General features: G+C 63.5%; 20 protein-coding genes. 12 read left to right on the top strand and 8 right to left on the bottom strand.

The genetic code is table 11. The features are described 5' to 3' along the window. Nucleotides 1-50 precede the first annotated feature (50 nt). The 4 genes from KUF59_RS27120 (at nt 51) to KUF59_RS27105 (ending at nt 2,421) form a co-directional block, all read left to right on the top strand. Complete coding sequence (locus tag KUF59_RS27120) at nt 51-653, top strand: TetR/AcrR family transcriptional regulator (protein WP_249140402.1); 603 nt, start codon at nt 51-53, stop codon at nt 651-653. 297 nt (nt 654-950) lie between these two features. Beyond that, nucleotides 951-1,424 carry a TerB family tellurite resistance protein gene (locus tag KUF59_RS27115; protein WP_212459154.1) on the top strand — a complete coding sequence of 158 codons (474 nt, stop codon included), beginning with the start codon at nt 951-953 and terminating at the stop codon, nt 1,422-1,424. After that, nucleotides 1,421-1,783: a hypothetical protein gene (locus tag KUF59_RS27110; RefSeq protein ID WP_212459153.1), complete on the top strand. Its 363-nt coding sequence runs from the start codon at nt 1,421-1,423 to the stop codon at nt 1,781-1,783. Before KUF59_RS27115 ends, KUF59_RS27110 begins: the two co-directional genes overlap by 4 nt. After that, complete coding sequence (locus tag KUF59_RS27105) at nt 1,780-2,421, top strand: TerC family protein (RefSeq protein ID WP_212459152.1); 642 nt, start codon at nt 1,780-1,782, stop codon at nt 2,419-2,421. Before KUF59_RS27110 ends, KUF59_RS27105 begins: the two co-directional genes overlap by 4 nt. Nucleotides 2,422-2,452: 31 nt before the next feature. Here the strand turns inward: KUF59_RS27105 and KUF59_RS27100 are convergent, their stop codons facing one another. After that, the gene (locus KUF59_RS27100; RefSeq protein WP_212459151.1) at nt 2,453-2,983 is read right to left on the bottom strand and encodes a hypothetical protein; all 531 of its coding nucleotides are present in this window, start codon (nt 2,981-2,983) and stop codon (nt 2,453-2,455) included. A gap of 206 nt (nt 2,984-3,189) precedes the next feature. Here KUF59_RS27100 and KUF59_RS27095 point away from each other — a divergent pair, with 206 nt between their 5' ends. After that, nucleotides 3,190-3,567: a hypothetical protein gene (locus KUF59_RS27095; RefSeq protein WP_212459150.1), complete on the top strand. Its 378-nt coding sequence runs from the start codon at nt 3,190-3,192 to the stop codon at nt 3,565-3,567. A 15-nt stretch (nt 3,568-3,582) separates the two neighbouring features. Here KUF59_RS27095 and KUF59_RS27090 read toward each other — a convergent pair whose 3' ends face one another. Then, on the bottom strand, nt 3,583-3,957 hold the full coding sequence (locus KUF59_RS27090) for a winged helix-turn-helix domain-containing protein (RefSeq protein WP_212459149.1): 375 nt from the start codon (nt 3,955-3,957) through the stop codon (nt 3,583-3,585). 133 nt (nt 3,958-4,090) lie between these two features. Here KUF59_RS27090 and KUF59_RS27085 point away from each other — a divergent pair, with 133 nt between their 5' ends. The 3 genes from KUF59_RS27085 to KUF59_RS27075 all read left to right on the top strand — a co-directional run bounded on the left by KUF59_RS27085 (nt 4,091) and on the right by KUF59_RS27075 (nt 5,875). After that, nucleotides 4,091-5,059, top strand: a complete 969-nt coding sequence (locus KUF59_RS27085; RefSeq protein ID WP_258767236.1) for an aldo/keto reductase — start codon at nt 4,091-4,093, stop codon at nt 5,057-5,059. Nucleotides 5,060-5,194: 135 nt separating this feature from the next. Then, nucleotides 5,195-5,452 (top strand): hypothetical protein, encoded by a 258-nt coding sequence (locus KUF59_RS27080; RefSeq protein ID WP_212459147.1) that lies wholly within the window; start codon nt 5,195-5,197, stop codon nt 5,450-5,452. Nucleotides 5,453-5,611: 159 nt separating this feature from the next. After that, on the top strand, nt 5,612-5,875 hold the full coding sequence (locus KUF59_RS27075) for a hypothetical protein (protein WP_212459146.1): 264 nt from the start codon (nt 5,612-5,614) through the stop codon (nt 5,873-5,875). A gap of 15 nt (nt 5,876-5,890) precedes the next feature. Here KUF59_RS27075 and KUF59_RS27070 read toward each other — a convergent pair whose 3' ends face one another. After that, complete coding sequence (locus KUF59_RS27070) at nt 5,891-6,787, bottom strand: alpha/beta hydrolase family protein (protein ID WP_212459145.1); 897 nt, start codon at nt 6,785-6,787, stop codon at nt 5,891-5,893. 179 nt (nt 6,788-6,966) lie between these two features. Between KUF59_RS27070 and KUF59_RS27065 the strand changes: the two genes are divergently transcribed. From KUF59_RS27065 to KUF59_RS27055, 3 genes are read left to right on the top strand one after another with little or no spacing between them, the layout of a single operon-like run. Then, a complete protein-coding gene (locus KUF59_RS27065) occupies nt 6,967-8,355 on the top strand; it encodes a class II 3-deoxy-7-phosphoheptulonate synthase (RefSeq protein ID WP_212459144.1) in 1,389 nt (462 codons plus the stop codon). A gap of 4 nt (nt 8,356-8,359) precedes the next feature. After that, nucleotides 8,360-8,713, top strand: a complete 354-nt coding sequence (locus KUF59_RS27060) for a diacylglycerol kinase (protein ID WP_212459143.1) — start codon at nt 8,360-8,362, stop codon at nt 8,711-8,713. 4 nt (nt 8,714-8,717) lie between these two features. Further along, complete coding sequence (locus KUF59_RS27055) at nt 8,718-10,475, top strand: NAD+ synthase (protein ID WP_212459142.1); 1,758 nt, start codon at nt 8,718-8,720, stop codon at nt 10,473-10,475. 126 nt (nt 10,476-10,601) lie between these two features. Here KUF59_RS27055 and KUF59_RS27050 read toward each other — a convergent pair whose 3' ends face one another. From KUF59_RS27050 to KUF59_RS27030, 5 genes are all read right to left on the bottom strand, one after another. Continuing rightward, on the bottom strand, nt 10,602-10,994 hold the full coding sequence (locus KUF59_RS27050; protein ID WP_212459141.1) for a cytochrome C oxidase subunit IV family protein: 393 nt from the start codon (nt 10,992-10,994) through the stop codon (nt 10,602-10,604). A gap of 9 nt (nt 10,995-11,003) precedes the next feature. Then, complete coding sequence (locus KUF59_RS27045; protein WP_212459140.1) at nt 11,004-11,726, bottom strand: heme-copper oxidase subunit III family protein; 723 nt, start codon at nt 11,724-11,726, stop codon at nt 11,004-11,006. Between the two features lie 15 nt (nt 11,727-11,741). Then, nucleotides 11,742-12,449 carry a cytochrome c oxidase subunit 3 gene (locus KUF59_RS27040; RefSeq protein WP_212459139.1) on the bottom strand — a complete coding sequence of 236 codons (708 nt, stop codon included), beginning with the start codon at nt 12,447-12,449 and terminating at the stop codon, nt 11,742-11,744. After that, complete coding sequence (locus KUF59_RS27035; RefSeq protein WP_212459138.1) at nt 12,446-14,215, bottom strand: cbb3-type cytochrome c oxidase subunit I; 1,770 nt, start codon at nt 14,213-14,215, stop codon at nt 12,446-12,448. The genes KUF59_RS27040 and KUF59_RS27035 overlap by 4 nt, the downstream gene beginning before the upstream one ends. Nucleotides 14,216-14,293: 78 nt before the next feature. Beyond that, the gene (locus KUF59_RS27030) at nt 14,294-15,127 is read right to left on the bottom strand and encodes a cytochrome c oxidase subunit II (RefSeq protein ID WP_212459137.1); all 834 of its coding nucleotides are present in this window, start codon (nt 15,125-15,127) and stop codon (nt 14,294-14,296) included. A gap of 551 nt (nt 15,128-15,678) precedes the next feature. On the opposite strand from KUF59_RS27030, the gene KUF59_RS27025 reads away from it, so the two are divergent. Next, complete coding sequence (locus KUF59_RS27025) at nt 15,679-16,587, top strand: DUF2189 domain-containing protein (protein ID WP_212459136.1); 909 nt, start codon at nt 15,679-15,681, stop codon at nt 16,585-16,587. The last annotated feature ends 7 nt before the right edge of the window (nt 16,588-16,594 follow it).

Raw genomic sequence — 16,594 nt, 5'->3', positions numbered from 1 at the left:
CGCCGATGAGACCGAAACGACAGGCCCGGGCCGACCGGGACGGCCCCGCGATGCGCCAGCGGCTGCTCGACGCGGCCGTCGAATGCCTGATCGAGCTCGGCGTCGCCGGAACGACGACGCTGGCGGTCCAGCGTCGCACGGGCGTGAGCCGCGGTGCGCTGCTGCATCACTTTCCCACCCATGCCGCGCTGCTTGCGGCGAGTGTCGCCGAACTCGTCAAGCGCAATGAACGCGCCGTCGCATCCTCGCGAGCCGTTGGCTCGGAACTTGACGATCCGCTTCGCGCGGCGGTGAGCGCGCTGGCCTACGCTGGCCGGCAGCCCGCGCATCTCGCCGAATTGGAGCTGTGGACCGTTTCGCGGACGGACCGGCCCCTGAAGCAAGCCTTGATCTCGGCCGAGCGTGCGGCGCGGGGAGAGAGCGATCGCGTGTCGGCGGATCTGTTCAAGCCATGGGCCGTATCGCACTCCTATGACGACATGGTCGCGCTGACCCAGCACTTCGTGCGCGGATTGGCGGTCTCCGAGAATTTGCGAAGCTCGGCTGCACGCCGCGAGCGCCTGATTTCCGCGTGGACCGATGCCATGCGGCTGATGCTGGAGAAAGAGTCGAAGCGGGATGCACGGGCAGGGGACGCAACGAAGCTGCGTTGATCAGCCTGGTTTCCTGCATGTTAGTGTGGAACGAGTTCCCGCGGCTGCTGGTCGCAGCCCCGCCGTCTTGATTCCGTCTGCCTGCACTTTATCTCTCACAACGACAGAATCCGGGCCCCTCTGGCGAGGACGTCGAACCCTGTTCGGCCACCCTCGCGATGTCGGATGACCTGTTCCGCGCAAGGTTGCGTGGGATTGGCTGTTCGAAGGGCTCCTGCAACGTGTCTTTGCAATGCCGTCCGGCCGTCCATCCCAAGGCTCCCAAGCGCGGTAAGTCGCAAGTTGAGGAGCAACACGATGCCCGACCGAGACCTCAGCCCGATCCTGGGCGAGATCACCGACCCTTCCAGCCTTCATGAACAAGCCGCCGCGGCGCTGGTGATTGCCGGCGCGCTGGTGGCCGTGGCCGATCGCCGCGTCGCATCCGTCGAGCGCGACGAGGTGATCCGCTTCATCAGGGATCGCGCGCTGGCGCCGCATATCGACGAGCAGCGGCTCGAAGCGATGTTCGACGAGTTGGCCGACCGGCTCGACCGGCCGGATTTTGCCAATGTCGTGATCGACACGCTGCGTCCGGTCTCCGATCTCGCCATCGCCTCGCACCTGGTCGATCTGTCGGAACGCGTCGCAGCCGCCGATGACGACGTGCATCCGCACGAAGTGCAGGCAATCAAGCTTTTGCGCCTGCTCACACTGGTGCTGCCGCGCGCGAAACCTGTGACGGCGCGCCGCGTTTCCGACCAGCAGCCTGTCTCCGGAGATACGACATGACCACAGTTTCCGACGACCGTACGCAATCGCGCGCGAGCGATGCCGGCGAACCCGCCGGCGGCGATCAGCGCCTTGATGCGCTCGTCGGACGGCTGCCGCCGCGTGTCAGCGGCACCGTGAAATATCTGCTCAAGCCATCCAACCGCTGGGTCAGGATTCCCTCGGGCGCGCTGCTGATTGCTGGCGGCGTGCTGTCGTTCCTGCCCGTGCTGGGCATCTGGATGCTTCCCCTTGGCCTCGCGCTGCTGGCCGAAGACGTGCCGGCGCTGCGCGCATCGCGCTCGAAGGCGCTCGACTGGATCGAGCGTCGCAAGCCGGAATGGCTCGCGCCTTCGCCGCCGCCCAATGACAAGTCATGATCGAATTCTTCACCGCCGATGCGCTCACCGCGCTGCTTCAGGTTATTCTGATCGATCTCGTACTCGCCGGCGATAATGCCGTCGTCATCGGCCTTGCCGCCGCGGGCCTTCCGGCCGACCAGCGCCGGCGCGCCATCATCGTCGGCATCGCTGCCGCGACGGTGCTGCGCATCGCCTTTGCCGGCGTCGCAACCCAACTGCTCCAGGTGCTCGGCCTGCTGCTTGCCGGCGGCGTGCTGTTGCTCTGGGTGTGCTGGAAGATGTGGCGTGAGCTGCGCGAGCAGGCGGCGTCCGGCCATGAGTTGGCCTTCAGCCATGCCGGGGGCGGATCGTGCTCGGCTCCCGCGCCGCGCAAGACGTTCCGCCAGGCTGCGATGCAGATCATTGCCGCCGACGTCTCGATGTCGCTCGACAACGTGCTGGCGGTTGCGGGGGCTGCGCGCGAGCATCCCTTCATCCTCGCGTTTGGCCTGTTGCTGTCGGTCGCGCTGATGGGCGTCGCCGCCGACTTCCTCGGCCGGCTGCTCCAGAAGCAGCGCTGGATCGCCTATGTCGGCCTCGCCATCATCCTCTATGTCGCCTTCGACATGATCTATCGCGGCTCGCTCGAGCTCGCGCCTGTTATCGCGAGCCTGTAAGGCGTCGTGCAGTCGCGGCGCGATGCAGGGTCTATTTCTGATGGTGATGGTGCCGCGTCGGGGCAGCGCCCGCGTAGCCGCGCAGCTCGGCGTATTTCGCGAGCTGCGTCTCGTCGAGCACAGCGTACGTCAGCAGATGATACTTCAGATGCGCCTCGCGAAGCTCGCCTTGCGTCTTCGCGATCGCAGTGGTCGCTGATCTGAGACTATCCGGATTGATCGTCTTCCCGGCGAACTGCTCATCGAGCTCGCTCTCCTCGTCGACGAGCTTGCGTCCGATCGGCGTGGTCTCGGATTTCATCGCAGCGAACATGTCCTGCACCTTGGCGTGTTGATCGGGCCTGAGCGCCAATTGATCCGCCAGCTCCAGCACGTGCGAAGGCCCCGGATAGCCGTTGAGCTCTGCTGCCAGCGCCAACCCCATTCCGCGCCCCGCGCGGAGGTCGGCGATCTGCTGATCCGACAGGGCTTTGACCTGCCGGGTCTGCATGCCCGCGTACGGCGTTTCGGCCCGGCTGAAACCGGGTACCAGGAGGACAATCGCGAGAAGGATCAATCTCATTTGCCGCCACCATGTCGGATATTCGGGAGGGGAGTGTAGCCTCTGCCGTCGATGACGCGCTGAGCCGATTGGTCACGATTCCGTCATGAGACGGCGCGTCGGGTTGGATTTGAGGGCTTCCAAACGAAGACGACTGGACCTTGCTTTCGACCTCGAATAGTCTGACTTCGCTATATCTACGAAGATATAGCGAAGGGAACGTTGGAATGGAAATCACTGTCAAGGCGCTCACCACCTGCGAGGTGGCTCCCGACGGCGGCGCGATCTCGCTGGGTTTCGAGGACACCACCGGCAATCCTGCCGCCGTGCAGGTTTCGCTCAACCAGGTCGGCGCGCTGATCATGACGTTGCCGGGTCTTCTGGAGAGAGCGCTGAAGGCGCGCTATGGCGACCAGAGCCTGCGTTACGCCTATCCGCTGGCCTCATGGGTGCTGGAGCAGTCGACCGACAACGCCCAGCGCATCATGACGCTGGAGACGGAAGACGGTTTCAAGGTCCGGTTCTCGATTCCGGCAGCGGAGCAGAACCTGCTCGCCGAGGCGCTGGTCCAGCCGGTAGCTGAGGCGAGGGGGCGGCCGAACTAGCGTCGACCGGCGGCATCAGGCCTTGCGCGACCGTCCGATATCGCTTCTGAGCGCCATCAATTCCTTGCGTACCGCGCGTGCGGCGTCGCGCTCGATCTTGCGGTAGCGCGCGATGAGCCCCGCGCCGAACGGGGTCAGCATCGCGCCACCGCCATTCTTGCCACCGGCCTGCGGCTCGACCACGGGATGCCCGCAGATGCGGTTGATCTCGTCCACCAGATCCCAGGCGCGCTTGTAGGACATGTCCATGGCGCGCCCGGCGGCCGAGATCGAGCCGTGCTCGCGAATCTGCTCCAGGAGCTGGATCTTTCCCGGCCCGATCCGGTCCTCTGCGTCGAGGTCGATCCGGACGCTCAATTGGGGAAGCGGTTTGGCGCTTGCGCGCGGCATGGCGGGTCTCTTGGGATTCCTGCCAGCGAGACTGCCACTCTTGCCCATGGCGAACAAGCAGAGGCGGGGTAATATCCAGAGCGGACGTTGCGGGAGTGACGCGATGCAGACGAGGGTCTTTGGACGCACGGGCATGGAGGTCTCGGTGCTGGGCTTCGGCTGCGGCGCGGTGGGCGGACTGATGGTTCGCGGCGATCCCACCGATCAGGAGCGCACGGTCGCGCGGGCGATCGCTGCCGGCGTGAACTACTTTGACACCGCGGTGCTGTACGGTGATGGCGAGTCGGAGAAAAACCTCGGCCGTATCTTGCGAAAGTTGAGGCCGGCGGATGTGGTCGTCGGCACAAAAGTCCGACTGCTGCCCGGTGAACTCGGCGGCACTGCCGATGCCGTCGCGAAGTCGCTGGAAGGGAGCCTGTCGCGACTGGGCCTCGACCGGGTCGACATCTTCCACCTGCACAATCCCATCACCGGGACAGGAGGCGGATCGGCGCTGAACGTCGGTCAGGTTTTGGACGACGTGATCCCGGCCTTTCAGCGTCTGCGTCAGCAGGGGAAAATCCGTTACCTCGGGATTACGGCTTTGGGCGACACGGCGGCGCTGCATCAGGTAATCGATACTGGCGCCTTCGATAGCGCACAAATCGTCTACAACATGCTCAATCCATCCGCCGCGAACGCATTGCCGGCGAACTATCCGGCGCACGACTACGGAAAATTGTTCGATCACACCGATGCGGCCGGCGTTGGCGTCGTGGGAATTCGCGTGCTTGCCGGCGGTGCACTGTCGGGTTCGGCCGAACGTCACCCGGTTGCCGGTCCGGCACCGGAGCCGATCGGTTCGGCCATGAGCTACGAAGCCGATGTCGATCGCGCACGCCGTCTGATGCCGCTCGTGGAGGAGGGGTACGCCGCGACCCTCACCGAAGCCGCCACGCGGTTTGCGCTCTCGCACCCCGCCATGGGCACGATCCTCGTCGGCATGGCGACGTCACAACAGTTCGATGACGCGCTGGCCGCGGTCGAAAAGGGGCCATTGCCGCAGGCCGCACTCGACCGCCTGTCAGGGTTGCGGGGCGCATTCTCTGGCGAACAGCGCTGAGCGGTCGAAAGTTGATCGCTAAAATTGTCTGCAATTCACCGACGCCCGGCCAACCCTCCGGACAAATCGCCCGCAACCTTAAACCAGGCCTTTGCGGCCGCCGTGCATCCTTCCCGAAAAGGGTGGGGCGTCGGCATGTCAGTTCTCAAGGAGATCGTCGTTGCGGTGACGGGCGTGTACGCGCTCCTGTTCGTCTGCGACGCATTGTTCATCCCCGGCCGTTTTGACGAGGTCTATTTCGACCGCTCGTTCTACGCGCCGCGATCGACTGAGGTTCGCATTGCCAGTTACACACCGCCGGCGATACGCGTCCGCGACGCCTTCGCGCAATTCCCGCCTCAAACCTCAAAGCCCGCCCGGCGCTATTCATCTCTGACGACGATCGTGCGCTGATCGGCGCTGAGCCGGCCGGGTTTCAGCCACACGCCGCATTCGCTAAAGTTTTAGACAATTCGCTGACCGGCGAACAACTTTCCGGACAAATGACGCGCAGCCTTAAACCTGGCCTTGGCGAGGTGCGTGCATGCTTCCCGAAAAGCTGGGGGGCATTCAATGCCTGACTATAGGGAAGCCACCATTGCTGTGGTGGCGATGCTGGGGCTGCTGTTCGTGTCCGATGCATTCTTCGGCGCGGGCGATTCACGTTTCGACAACGCGTACTACGACAGCGCCTTCTATGCGCCGCGTGCAAAGGAATTTCGCTTTGCGAGCGACATCACGCCGGCGGCCCGCGTCGACGATATGTTCGCGCAGTTCTTCCCGAGCGAAGCCAAGCGCACCAAACGCTATTCGTCGCTGACGACCATCATCCGCTAGGGAGCGTAGCGACCCTCACTCCCCCTGGATCCACTCCGCGACGCCGCGCCAGAGCGTGTCGCGGTGCTCGGGGCGGAAGAAGCCGAAATGGCCGATCTTCGCAATCCCGACATCGGCGGGCCGCACCGACAGCACCTCGGGCTTGATTGCGGTGAAGCCGGAGCAGAGCAGCTCGACCGCCGAGCGCGTCGCCCAGGGATCGTCGGTGAACGACAGCGCCCGCAGCTCGCCCTTGTACTTCGCGAAATTCTGCAACGCCGGCAGCTTGGAATCGAAGAGGTAGCGCGGGCTGCTCACCCATTCGGCCCATTGCAGGAAGACGCCTTGCGGCAGATCTTCGCCGATCCCGAGCCAACCCGGCGCATAGCCGAGCAAGCGGCTGATCGGCACGCCGACAAGGTTCATCAGCGCGAAGACGCGATAATTCTCCGGCGGCGTCATCAATTTCCAGGTCCCGGCCTGGGAGGCCACGAACGCCGCACGCGCGATCTCGCTGTTGTTCTCGATCAGCCCGAGCGCCTGGCCGCCGAAGGAGTGGCCGATATAGGCGAGCGGCAGTCCATGATAGCGCTCGCGCATCCAGCGCACGGCGGCGGCGGCGTCGAGCGCCGCCCAGTCCGACATCGAGGCCTTGAAGCCGACCAGCGATTTCGGCTGGTTGTAGCCGACCATCGCCTGCTGCCGGGAGTCGCCGATGCCGCGATAATCGTAGGTGAGCACCGCGCAGCCGCGATGGGCGAGGTAGGAGGCAAAACCGCGATAGATCTTGCGGGGCACCGCGGTCGCCGAACTGATCAGGACGGCATGGCGCTTGGTGGCGCGCGGCAGGAACAGGCTGCCGGCCAGCGCATAGCCGTCCGTCGCGGGGAAGGTAATATCGTCAACAAAAACGTCGTCGAGTGCCGCGTCCATGGGCAGCGGATATCCCAGAGAAATGCCGAGCGCTCTAGCAAATGCGAATTTGGCTTTCGCCGCAAGGGCTTGAGCTGGCAAACGGATTTACAACTGGCGGTCGGTTCACGGCCTGTGTATAAGGCGGCCCTCCGCAACCTATAGATTGAGTTGCGGTTTTTGCCTACGGAGAGGATGCGATGTCCGAGCGGTGGACGCCCGAAAGCTGGCGCAGCAAGCCGGTGCTGCAAGTACCGGACTATCCCGACGCCAAGGCGTTGGCCGACGTCGAGGCGCAGCTTGCGACCTTCCCGCCGCTGGTGTTCGCGGGCGAGGCGCGCAACCTGAAAAAGGCACTGGCGCGCGTTGCGGCCGGGGAGGCCTTCCTGCTCCAGGGCGGCGACTGTGCCGAGAGCTTTGCCGAGCACGGCGCCAACAACATCCGCGATTTCTTCCGCGTCCTGCTCCAGATGGCGGTCGTGCTGACCTATGCCGGCGCGGTCCCCGTGGTGAAGGTCGGCCGCATCGCCGGCCAGTTCGCAAAGCCACGATCGTCGCCGACGGAGAAGCTGAACGGTATCGAGCTGCCGAGCTATCGCGGCGACATCGTCAACGATATCGCCTTCACCAAGGAAGCGCGCGTGCCCGATCCGCAGCGCCAGTTGATGGCCTATCGGCAGTCGGCCGCGACGCTGAACCTGCTGCGCGCGTTTGCAACCGGCGGCTACGCCAATCTCGGCAGCGTGCATCAGTGGATGCTCGGCTTCCTCAAGGACTCCCCGCAGTCCCGCCGTTACAAGGAATTGGCCGACCGCATCTCCGATGCGCTCAACTTCATGCGCGCCTGCGGCCTCGATCTCGAGGCCCATCCTGAGCTCCGCGCGACCGACTTCTACACCAGCCACGAGGCGCTGCTGCTCGGCTACGAGCAGGCCATGACCCGCGTCGATTCCACGACCGGCGACTGGTACGCGACCTCGGGCCACATGATCTGGATCGGCGACCGCACCCGCCAGCTCGATCACGGCCATATCGAATATTTCCGCGGCATCAAGAACCCCATCGGGTTGAAGTGCGGCCCTTCGCTGAAGGCCGACGAGCTGTTGAAGCTGATCGACGTGCTCAATCCGGACAACGAGCCGGGCCGGCTGACGCTGATCGGCCGCTTCGGCGCCGACAAGGTCGGCGAGCATCTGCCCGGCATGATCCGCGCCGTGCAGCGCGAGGGCAGGGCAGTGATCTGGTCCTGCGATCCCATGCACGGCAACACCATCACCTCCACGACCGGCTACAAGACGCGGCCGTTCGACCGCATCCTGTCCGAGGTCAAATCGTTCTTCGCGATCCATGCCGCCGAAGGCACGCATGCCGGCGGCGTGCATCTGGAGATGACGGGCCAGGATGTGACCGAGTGTCTCGGCGGCGCGCGCGCCATCACGGACGAGGATCTCAACGACCGCTACCACACGGTCTGCGATCCCCGCCTCAATGCCGAGCAATCGATCGACATGGCCTTCCTGATCGCCGAGCTGTTGAAGCAGGAGCGCGCGGGCAAGGCCAAGCCGATGCCGGCCGCAGCGGGCCTTTAAGACCTTGCTGCGGCTCTGGAAGGCCACGATCAATTCGCGGAACGGTCTGGCCTTTGCGCTGCGCTCGGAGCAGGCCATCCGCGAGGAGATTTTTGCGCTCCTCCTCTCTGTGCCATTGGCGTGGTTCATCGGCGCGACCACGATGCGTGCGGTGGAGTTGGTCTGTGCGGTTGCGTTCGTGCTGGTGGTGGAGCTGCTCAACACGTCGGTGGAAAAGCTCGCCGATCGCCTCACCATGGAGCACGACAAGCAGATCGGGCAGGTCAAGGACATGGGCTCGGCCGCCGTCGGCGTCGCGCTCCTGATGGCCGGCGCGTTCTGGATCTTTGCCATCGTCGAACGGCTGGGACTGATTTAGAGCCATGAGCGAACGCGCCTCAAACTTCTCGGTCGCACTCGCTCAACTCAATCCGACGGTGGGCGACATCGCAGGCAATGTCGCCAAGGCGCGCGAGGCGCGCGCGCAGGCAGTAGCCGACGGCGCTGATCTCGTGCTGTTTCCGGAATTGTTCATCTCCGGCTATCCGCCGGAAGATCTCGTGCTCAAGCCCGCCTTCCAGGCGGCCTGCCGCGCCGCGATCGAGGAGCTTGCGCGCGAGACCGCCGATGGCGGTCCGGCCATGTTGATCGGCACGCCCTGGGTCGAGGACGAAAAACTCTACAATGCCTGCGCGCTGCTCGACGGCGGCCGCATCGCCTCGCTGCGCTTCAAATGCAATCTGCCGAACTACGGCGTGTTCGACGAGAAGCGCCTGTTCGCGCGCGGCCCTGCGGCGGGCCCGGTGACCGTTTGCGGCGTTCGGATCGGCGTGCCGATCTGCGAGGACATCTGGCTGGAAGAATCCGAGGACTACGAGAACGTCGTCGAGACGCTGGCCGAGACCGGCGCTGAGATCATTTTGGTGCCCAACGCCTCACCCTATGCACGCGACAAGGGCGATGTGCGCCTGTCGGTCGCAGTCGCACGCGTGACCGAGAGCGGCCTGCCGCTGGTCTATCTCAACCAAATCTGCGGCCAGGACGAACTCGTGTTCGACGGTGCTTCGTTCGCGCTCAACGGCGATCTCTCGCTCGCCGCGCAACTGCCCGCGTTCGCGGAGACCGTAACCACGCTGCACTTCACCAAGCACGGCGACGACTGGCGCTGCACCGGTCCGGTCGCGCAATTGCCCGAGGGCGACAAGGCGGACTATGCGGCTTGCGTGCTCGGCCTGCGCGACTATGTCGGCAAGAACGGCTTTCCCGGCGTGCTGCTCGGCATCTCCGGCGGCATCGACTCCGCGCTGTGTGCGGCCATCGCCGTCGACGCGCTCGGCGCCGATCAGGTCCATGGCGTGATGCTGCCCTATCGCTACACCGCGCATAGTTCGATCGCCGATGCCGGCGAGCTCGCGGGCCATCTCGGGCTGCGCTACGAGGTGCTGCCGATCACCGACGCCGTGAACGGTTTTGAGACCATCCTCTCCGACATCTTCAAGAACCTGCCGCCCGATATCACCGAGGAGAATCTCCAGGCCCGCACCCGCGGCACGCTGTTGATGGCGATCTCCAACAAGACCGGGCTGATGGTGGTCACGACGGGCAACAAGTCCGAAATGTCGGTCGGCTACGCCACGCTCTATGGCGACATGAACGGCGGCTTCAATCCGATCAAGGACATCTACAAGACGCAGGTTTTTCGGCTCGCAGCGTTGCGCAATGAATGGAAGCCGGACGACGCGCTCGGGCCGTCAGGCGAGATCATTCCGCCCGACATCATCACGCGTCCGCCGACGGCGGAGCTGCGCGAGAACCAGACCGATCAGGATTCGCTGCCGCCCTATGACGTGCTCGATGCGGTGCTCGAACGCCTGGTCGAGCGCGAGGAGCCGCTGGAGGCGATCGTCGCTGCCGGCTTCGAGCGCGAGATAGTCGCGCGCATCGACCATCTCCTCAACATCGCCGAATACAAGCGCCGGCAGGCTGCGCCCGGCGTGAAGGTGACGCGGAAGAATTTTGGCCGCGACCGCCGCTATCCCATCACTAATCGCTTCCGCGACACAGGCGGGCCCTTGCCCGCGCCCGACGAGACACTGGTCTCGCGCGGCGGCCGCGCCTCGACCGACGCGTTCGAGGGCTGACCCGCGGCCTCTTGCGCGAAGGGCCCTAAAGCATGATCCGGAAAAGTGCGCAGCGGTTTTCCGAAAAGATCATGCTCAAACAAGAAGCTAAAGCGCGATGACGATTCAACGTAAAGCCATCGCGCTTTACGACGGGGTTGCGAAGAACAGCACCCGCAGGAAGTGCGTGTATTCGGATTCCAGCACCATGATCGCGACGAATACCATCACCGCGATCGGCGGCAGCAGAATGGCATAGGCCAGGGCCAGCCGCTCCCACGCCATGTGCATGAAGACCGCGACGATCAGGCCGGCCTTCAAGATCATGAACAGCAGGATCAGCGACCACCTGAGATAGCCGTGCAGGCCAAAATAGTCGACGAGGTAGGAGCACGTGCTGAGGACGAACAACCAGCCCCAGACCACGAGGTAGAGCTTGATCGGGTGCTGTTGGCCCTTGGCGTGAACGGCTCCCGTTGCGACTGCGCCATGCGCCGGAGCGTGGAGCTGTCCTTCCATGTGTACCGCAGCATTTGTCATGCGCTGACCTCACCAAAGATAGAAGAATGCAAAGATGAATACCCACACGAGATCGACGAAGTGCCAGTACAGGCCCATGATCTCGACGATCTCGTAATACCCCTTGCGGCTCGTGAAGAAGCCGCGCCTCTCGACGTCGAAGTCGCCGCGCAAGACCTTCCGCGCAATGGCGATCAGGAAGATCACACCGATCGTCACGTGGGTGCCGTGGAAGCCGGTGATCATGAAGAAGCTCGCACCAAACTGCGGCGCACCCCACGGATTGCCCCAGGGCCGGACGCCCTCCATGATCAGCTTGGTCCATTCGAAGGCCTGCATTCCGACGAAGGTCGCGCCGAAGGCTGCCGTGACCACCATCAAGGCTGCGGTTCTGACACGATCGCGCCGGTAGCCGAAATTGACGGCCATCGCCATCGTGCCGCTGCTGCTGATCAGGACAAAGGTCATGATGGCGATCAAGATCAGCGGAATGTGCTGGCCGGCGATGTTGAGGGCGAAGACTTCGCTGGGATTGGGCCACGGCACGGTCGTCGACATCCGCGCCGTCATGTAGGAGAGCAGGAAGCAACTGAAGATGAAGGTGTCGCTGAGGAGGAAGATCCACATCATGGCCTTGCCCCAGGACACGTTCTTGAAGGCGCGCTGATCGGACGCCCAGTCGGCGGCTATGCCTGGCCAGCCCGGAAGCCGCCCAGCGCCTTGTCCTGTATTCGTCAGTGCAGTTTCGGCCATCTGGTTTCGTCCTCCCTAGCGCAGCAACTGGCGACAGATGTCGACGAAATCGTCCGTCCAGCCCGTCAGCAGGCCGAGCAGGACCAGCCAGACCAGCAGCAGGAAATGCCAGTAGATGGCGCAAAGCTCGACGCCCAGACGCAGCTCGGCCGTCGCAGCATTATTTCGCCACGCCCGGGCCGTGGTTCTGCCGAGCGCCACGAGGCCGCCGGTCAGATGCAGCCCGTGCACCGCAGTGATCATGTAGAAGAACGAATTGGCCGGATTGGACGCCACGAAATAGCCCGCGGCGCCCAGCTGTTGCCATGCCAGGAGCTGGCCCGCGAGGAACGTGATTGCCGACGCTCCGCCGGCGAGCAGGCCAACGATGACGCCGTCGATGTCGTTCCGACGCGCGGCGACGTACGCCCATTGCAGCGCGACGCTGCTCAAGACCAGCACGCCCGTGTTGAACCACAGCACCTTCGGTACCGGCAGGGCCCGCCAGTCCACCACGTTCATGCGCATTGAATAGGCGCTGATGAAGAGCGTGAACAGCGAACCGGCGACGGCGAGAAACACGCCAAGCCCGACCTTCGCTGCCGGCCAGGTCATTGCGCCCGTGCCGTCGAAGTCACCGATCGGACCTTCCTCCAGCCAGGGCTTGGCCGTCAGTCGTTGCTGCGAAAGCCACCATCCGACAATGACCGCGATCACCGCCAGGAAAAGGATAATAGCGCTCACGAAGCAGCTCCCTGAACGGTCCGCGTCGTGGGCGGCTGGTTCTGCGGAATGAAGTCCTGCGCAGCACCCGGCACGCTGTAGTCATAGGCCCAGCGATAGACGATCGGGAGCTCCTTGCCCCAATTGCCGTGCCCTGGCGGCGTCTCCGGCGTCTGCCACTCCAGCGACGTCGCCCGCCACGGATTGCCACCTGAGGGCTTGCCCTCGAACAGGCTCCAGACCAGATTGAACAGGAACACCATCTGGGCAAAGCCCACCGTCAAGGCCACCACGGTGATGAAGGCATTCAGCGAGTGGGCCGACGACGGGATGAACGCCGTGTCGCCGAGCTCGAAGTAGCGGCGCGGAACGCCGAGCAATCCGAGATAATGCATGGGGAAGAAGATCAGGTAGGCGCCGAGGAACGTGACCCAGAAGTGAAACTTCCCGAGCACGTCGTTCAACATTCGCCCAGTGACCTTCGGGTACCAATGATAGATCGCCCCCAGCACGACCATGATTGGCGCGACGCCCATCACCATGTGGAAATGCGCGACGACGAACATGGTATCCGACAGGGGCACGTCGACGACGACGTTGCCGAGGAACAGGCCGGTGAGACCGCCGTTCACGAAGGTGATGATGAAGCCGAGGGCGAACAGCATCGGCACCGTGAGATGGATGTCGCCACGCCACAGGGTCAGCACCCAGTTGTAGACCTTGATGGCGGTCGGGATGGCGATGATCAGCGTCGTGGTGGCGAAGAAATACCCGAAATAGGGATACATGCCGCTCACATACATGTGGTGCGCCCACACGACGAAGCTCAGCGCGCCGATCGCCACGATGGCCCAGACCATCATGCGATAGCCAAAAATGTTCTTTCGCGCATGCGTGCTGATGAGGTCAGAGACGATGCCGAAGGCAGGCAGGGCGACGATATAGACTTCGGGGTGGCCGAAGAACCAGAACAGATGCTGGAACAGGAGCGGGCTGCCACCGCCATATTTGCTCTGCTGGCCCATCTCGACGAGGGCGGGCATGAAGAAGCTGGTACCCAGCAGACGGTCAAGCAACAACATCACCGAGCCGACGAACAGCGCAGGGAAGGCCAGCAGCGCCATGATGGTGGCGGTGAAGATGCCCCACACCGTCAAAGGCAGGCGCATCAACGTCATGCCGCGGGTGCGCGCCTGGAGCACGGTCACCACATAGTTCAGCCCGCCCATGGTGAAGCCGATGATGAACAGGATCAGCGAGGCCAGCATCAGAACGATGCCCCAATCCTGTCCGGGCGTGCCGGAGAGAATTGCCTGCGGCGGATACAGCGTCCAGCCGGCGCCGGTGGGGCCGCCGGGCACGAAGAATGTCGAGGCCAGCACCAGGACTGCGAGCAGGTAGACCCAGTAGCTCAGCATGTTGACGTAGGGGAAGACCATGTCCCGCGCACCGACCATCAGCGGGATCAGGTAGTTGCCGAAGCCTCCGAGGAACAAAGCGGTGAGCAGGTAGATCACCATGATCATGCCGTGCATGGTGATGAACTGCAGGTACTGATTGGCGTCGATGAAGGAGAATGTGCCGGGGAATCCCAGTTGCAGCCGCATCAGCCAGGACAGCACAAGGGCCACCAGCCCGATGGCCGACGCCGTCAGCGAGTACTGGATGGCGATGATTTTTGCGTCCTGCGAAAATACATAGTGCGTCAGCCAGCTCTTCGGATGATAGAGCTCGACATCAGGCACTTCGGCAGGCGGAATCGTCCTGTCATATGGAATATCGACCATAGAGTACCTCCTCGGTCGTCTCCCTCGGGGCAGCGACTAGCTTTCACGGCGCCCGATCTATCTTCGCAGCGGCCTTTCCTATTTGCCGCCGGATTTGTAGGTCGCCCTTACAACGGCGCTTCGGCCCGACAATTCTGCAAACGTCTTCTGCTGCTCCAGCCAGGCGTGATAGTCGCTCTCCTCGTCGACGATCACCTTGGCCCGCATCTGGTAGTGAGCTGCGCCACAAAGCTCCGCGCAGAGAACGTCGAAGGTCCCGGTTCGGATCGGCCTGATCCAGAAATAAGTGACCATGCCCGGAACCATATCCATCTTCGCCCGGAACTCGGGTACATAGAAATCGTGCAGGACATCGACCGAGCGGAGCAAGACCTTGACCGGCTTTCCGATCGGAAGATGCAGGTCGCCGTTCTCGATCACGACGTCGTCCTGGCCATGCGGATCCTCGCGATTGAGCCCCAACGGATTTTCAGGACTGATGTTGCGCACGTCGGACGTGCCCAGTCGGCCGTCCTTCCCCGGCAAACGGAAGCTCCACTGCCATTGCTGGCCCATGACCTCGATTTCGGTCGCGTCTGCCGGCACCGTCACGAACTGGTGCCAGACGATCAGGCCGGGCGCCAACATGGCGGCGACGCCGATCCCGGTCCCGACGCTGAGCCACCATTCAAGTCGCTTGTTTTCGGGATTGTAGTCGGCCTGTCGTCCTTCCTTGTGGTGAAAGCGAAAGACGCAATAGGCCATGAACGCGATCACCGCGACGAAGACGAACCCGGTGATCCAGAAGGTGATGTTGATCGTGTGATCAATGTAGCTCCAGTTCGTGGCGATCGGCGTCCACCACCACGGGCTGTAGAGGTGGAACAGCACCGAGCCGATCGCGACCAGAAGCAGTATCAGTGCGACAGCCATCCTGATCCATCCTTGCCATTGAAGGCTACGGATACGAATCCAGGGCGGAGCTCATGTCTGTCGCGATGGCTGGCCTTTCTCGGCTGGGATCTATGCCATCGCCGGCCTTTGCCTCGCCCATTCCACTGGTCGCGAAATCAAGAGAACGCTCGCGACCACAATCTCATCGGACTTAAGGGCGTCTGCGTCTAAAATGGTACCAGCCTAATCCGCCGTCAATAGAGCATGTAGGCGTGCTGACCTGGCGTGGGCGTTGCCATCGCCCGGCAAATCGGCAAAGCATCAGATGCGCATATTGGGTGGCGGCGTCTTCGGTGATGCAATGCACGTATCCGTGCAGATGCACCATTCACCGAACCGTGAGTGCACCCGTGCCCCGTGCGCGTTAAGCTTGCGAGGCAGGTCGCGACGGGTTCCGTCCGGCCAGGCTCGTTTCGCTGAACCTGGGTTGCCGTACTCGACCCCTCGCGTTTCCCGCTCGTCAGGCGGACACGCGTGGCTGGAAAGCGCGTGTTATCGAACCGCGATTTTCAGCACGGGAGGGTCCGTTCATGGCCACTCTGTACTCCCACGACATCATCAGACGGCACGTATTCGGCGAATCGGCCTCCTATCCCGTTCGCAAGATCCGCTTGTCCGACCTGACCGAGGCGCTGCGCCTGGGTTGGGAGGATTTCCAGGCGATGCCGAGTCACGCGCTCGTCGTGTGCGTGATTTATCCCGTTCTCGGTCTCGTCCTGTTCAGGATGGTTCTCGGCTATTCGGTTCTGCCGCTATTGTTTCCGCTGGCCGCCGGGTTTGCCTTGATCGGCCCTTTTGCCGCGATCGGTCTCTACGAACTCAGCCGTCGCCGCGAGCGCGGCGAGGAGGTCGATGCATGGGACGCGATCAAGGTCCTGCGTGCACCGTCGTTCGGCGCCATGCTTGAGCTCGGGCTGCTCCTGCTCGTCCTGTTCGGGGCCTGGATCGGTGTCGCGAACGCAATCTACGTCACGATCTTCGGTCACGCGGCGGCCGCAACCATTCCCGACTTCGCAACGCGCGTGCTGACGACACCGGAAGGCTGGTCGCTCATCATCGTCGGTTGTGGTGTCGGCTTCCTGTTTGCGGTTGTGGCCTTGTGCATCAGCGTCGTGGCATTTCCGTTGATGCTCGACCGGCATGCGACTGCGATCGATGCGATCCGCACGTCGCTCCGAGTGGTGGCGGCGAATCCGGTTGCGATGGCCGGCTGGGGCCTCATCGTGGCAGCGCTGCTCGTGATCGGCTCGCTACCACTTTTTGTCGGTCTCGCTGTCGTTCTGCCGGTGCTCGGCCATGCCACCTGGCACCTCTATCGGCGGGTGGTCGAGCCGAATCCGAATCCACCGGACGAGCTGCCACCGCCGCCGAAGGGAAGGCGCTACGCAGCGGACTTTCCGGCCAATCTTTTCCCCTGGAGCCGCGAGGGCGAGCAGTAACAAGTGA

The organism is Bradyrhizobium arachidis, from assembly GCF_024758505.1.
Taxonomy (GTDB): Bacteria; Pseudomonadota; Alphaproteobacteria; order Rhizobiales; family Xanthobacteraceae; genus Bradyrhizobium; species Bradyrhizobium manausense_C.
Note: the sequence above shows the minus strand (reverse complement) of the source record. Positions and strands in the feature narration are given on the sequence as shown.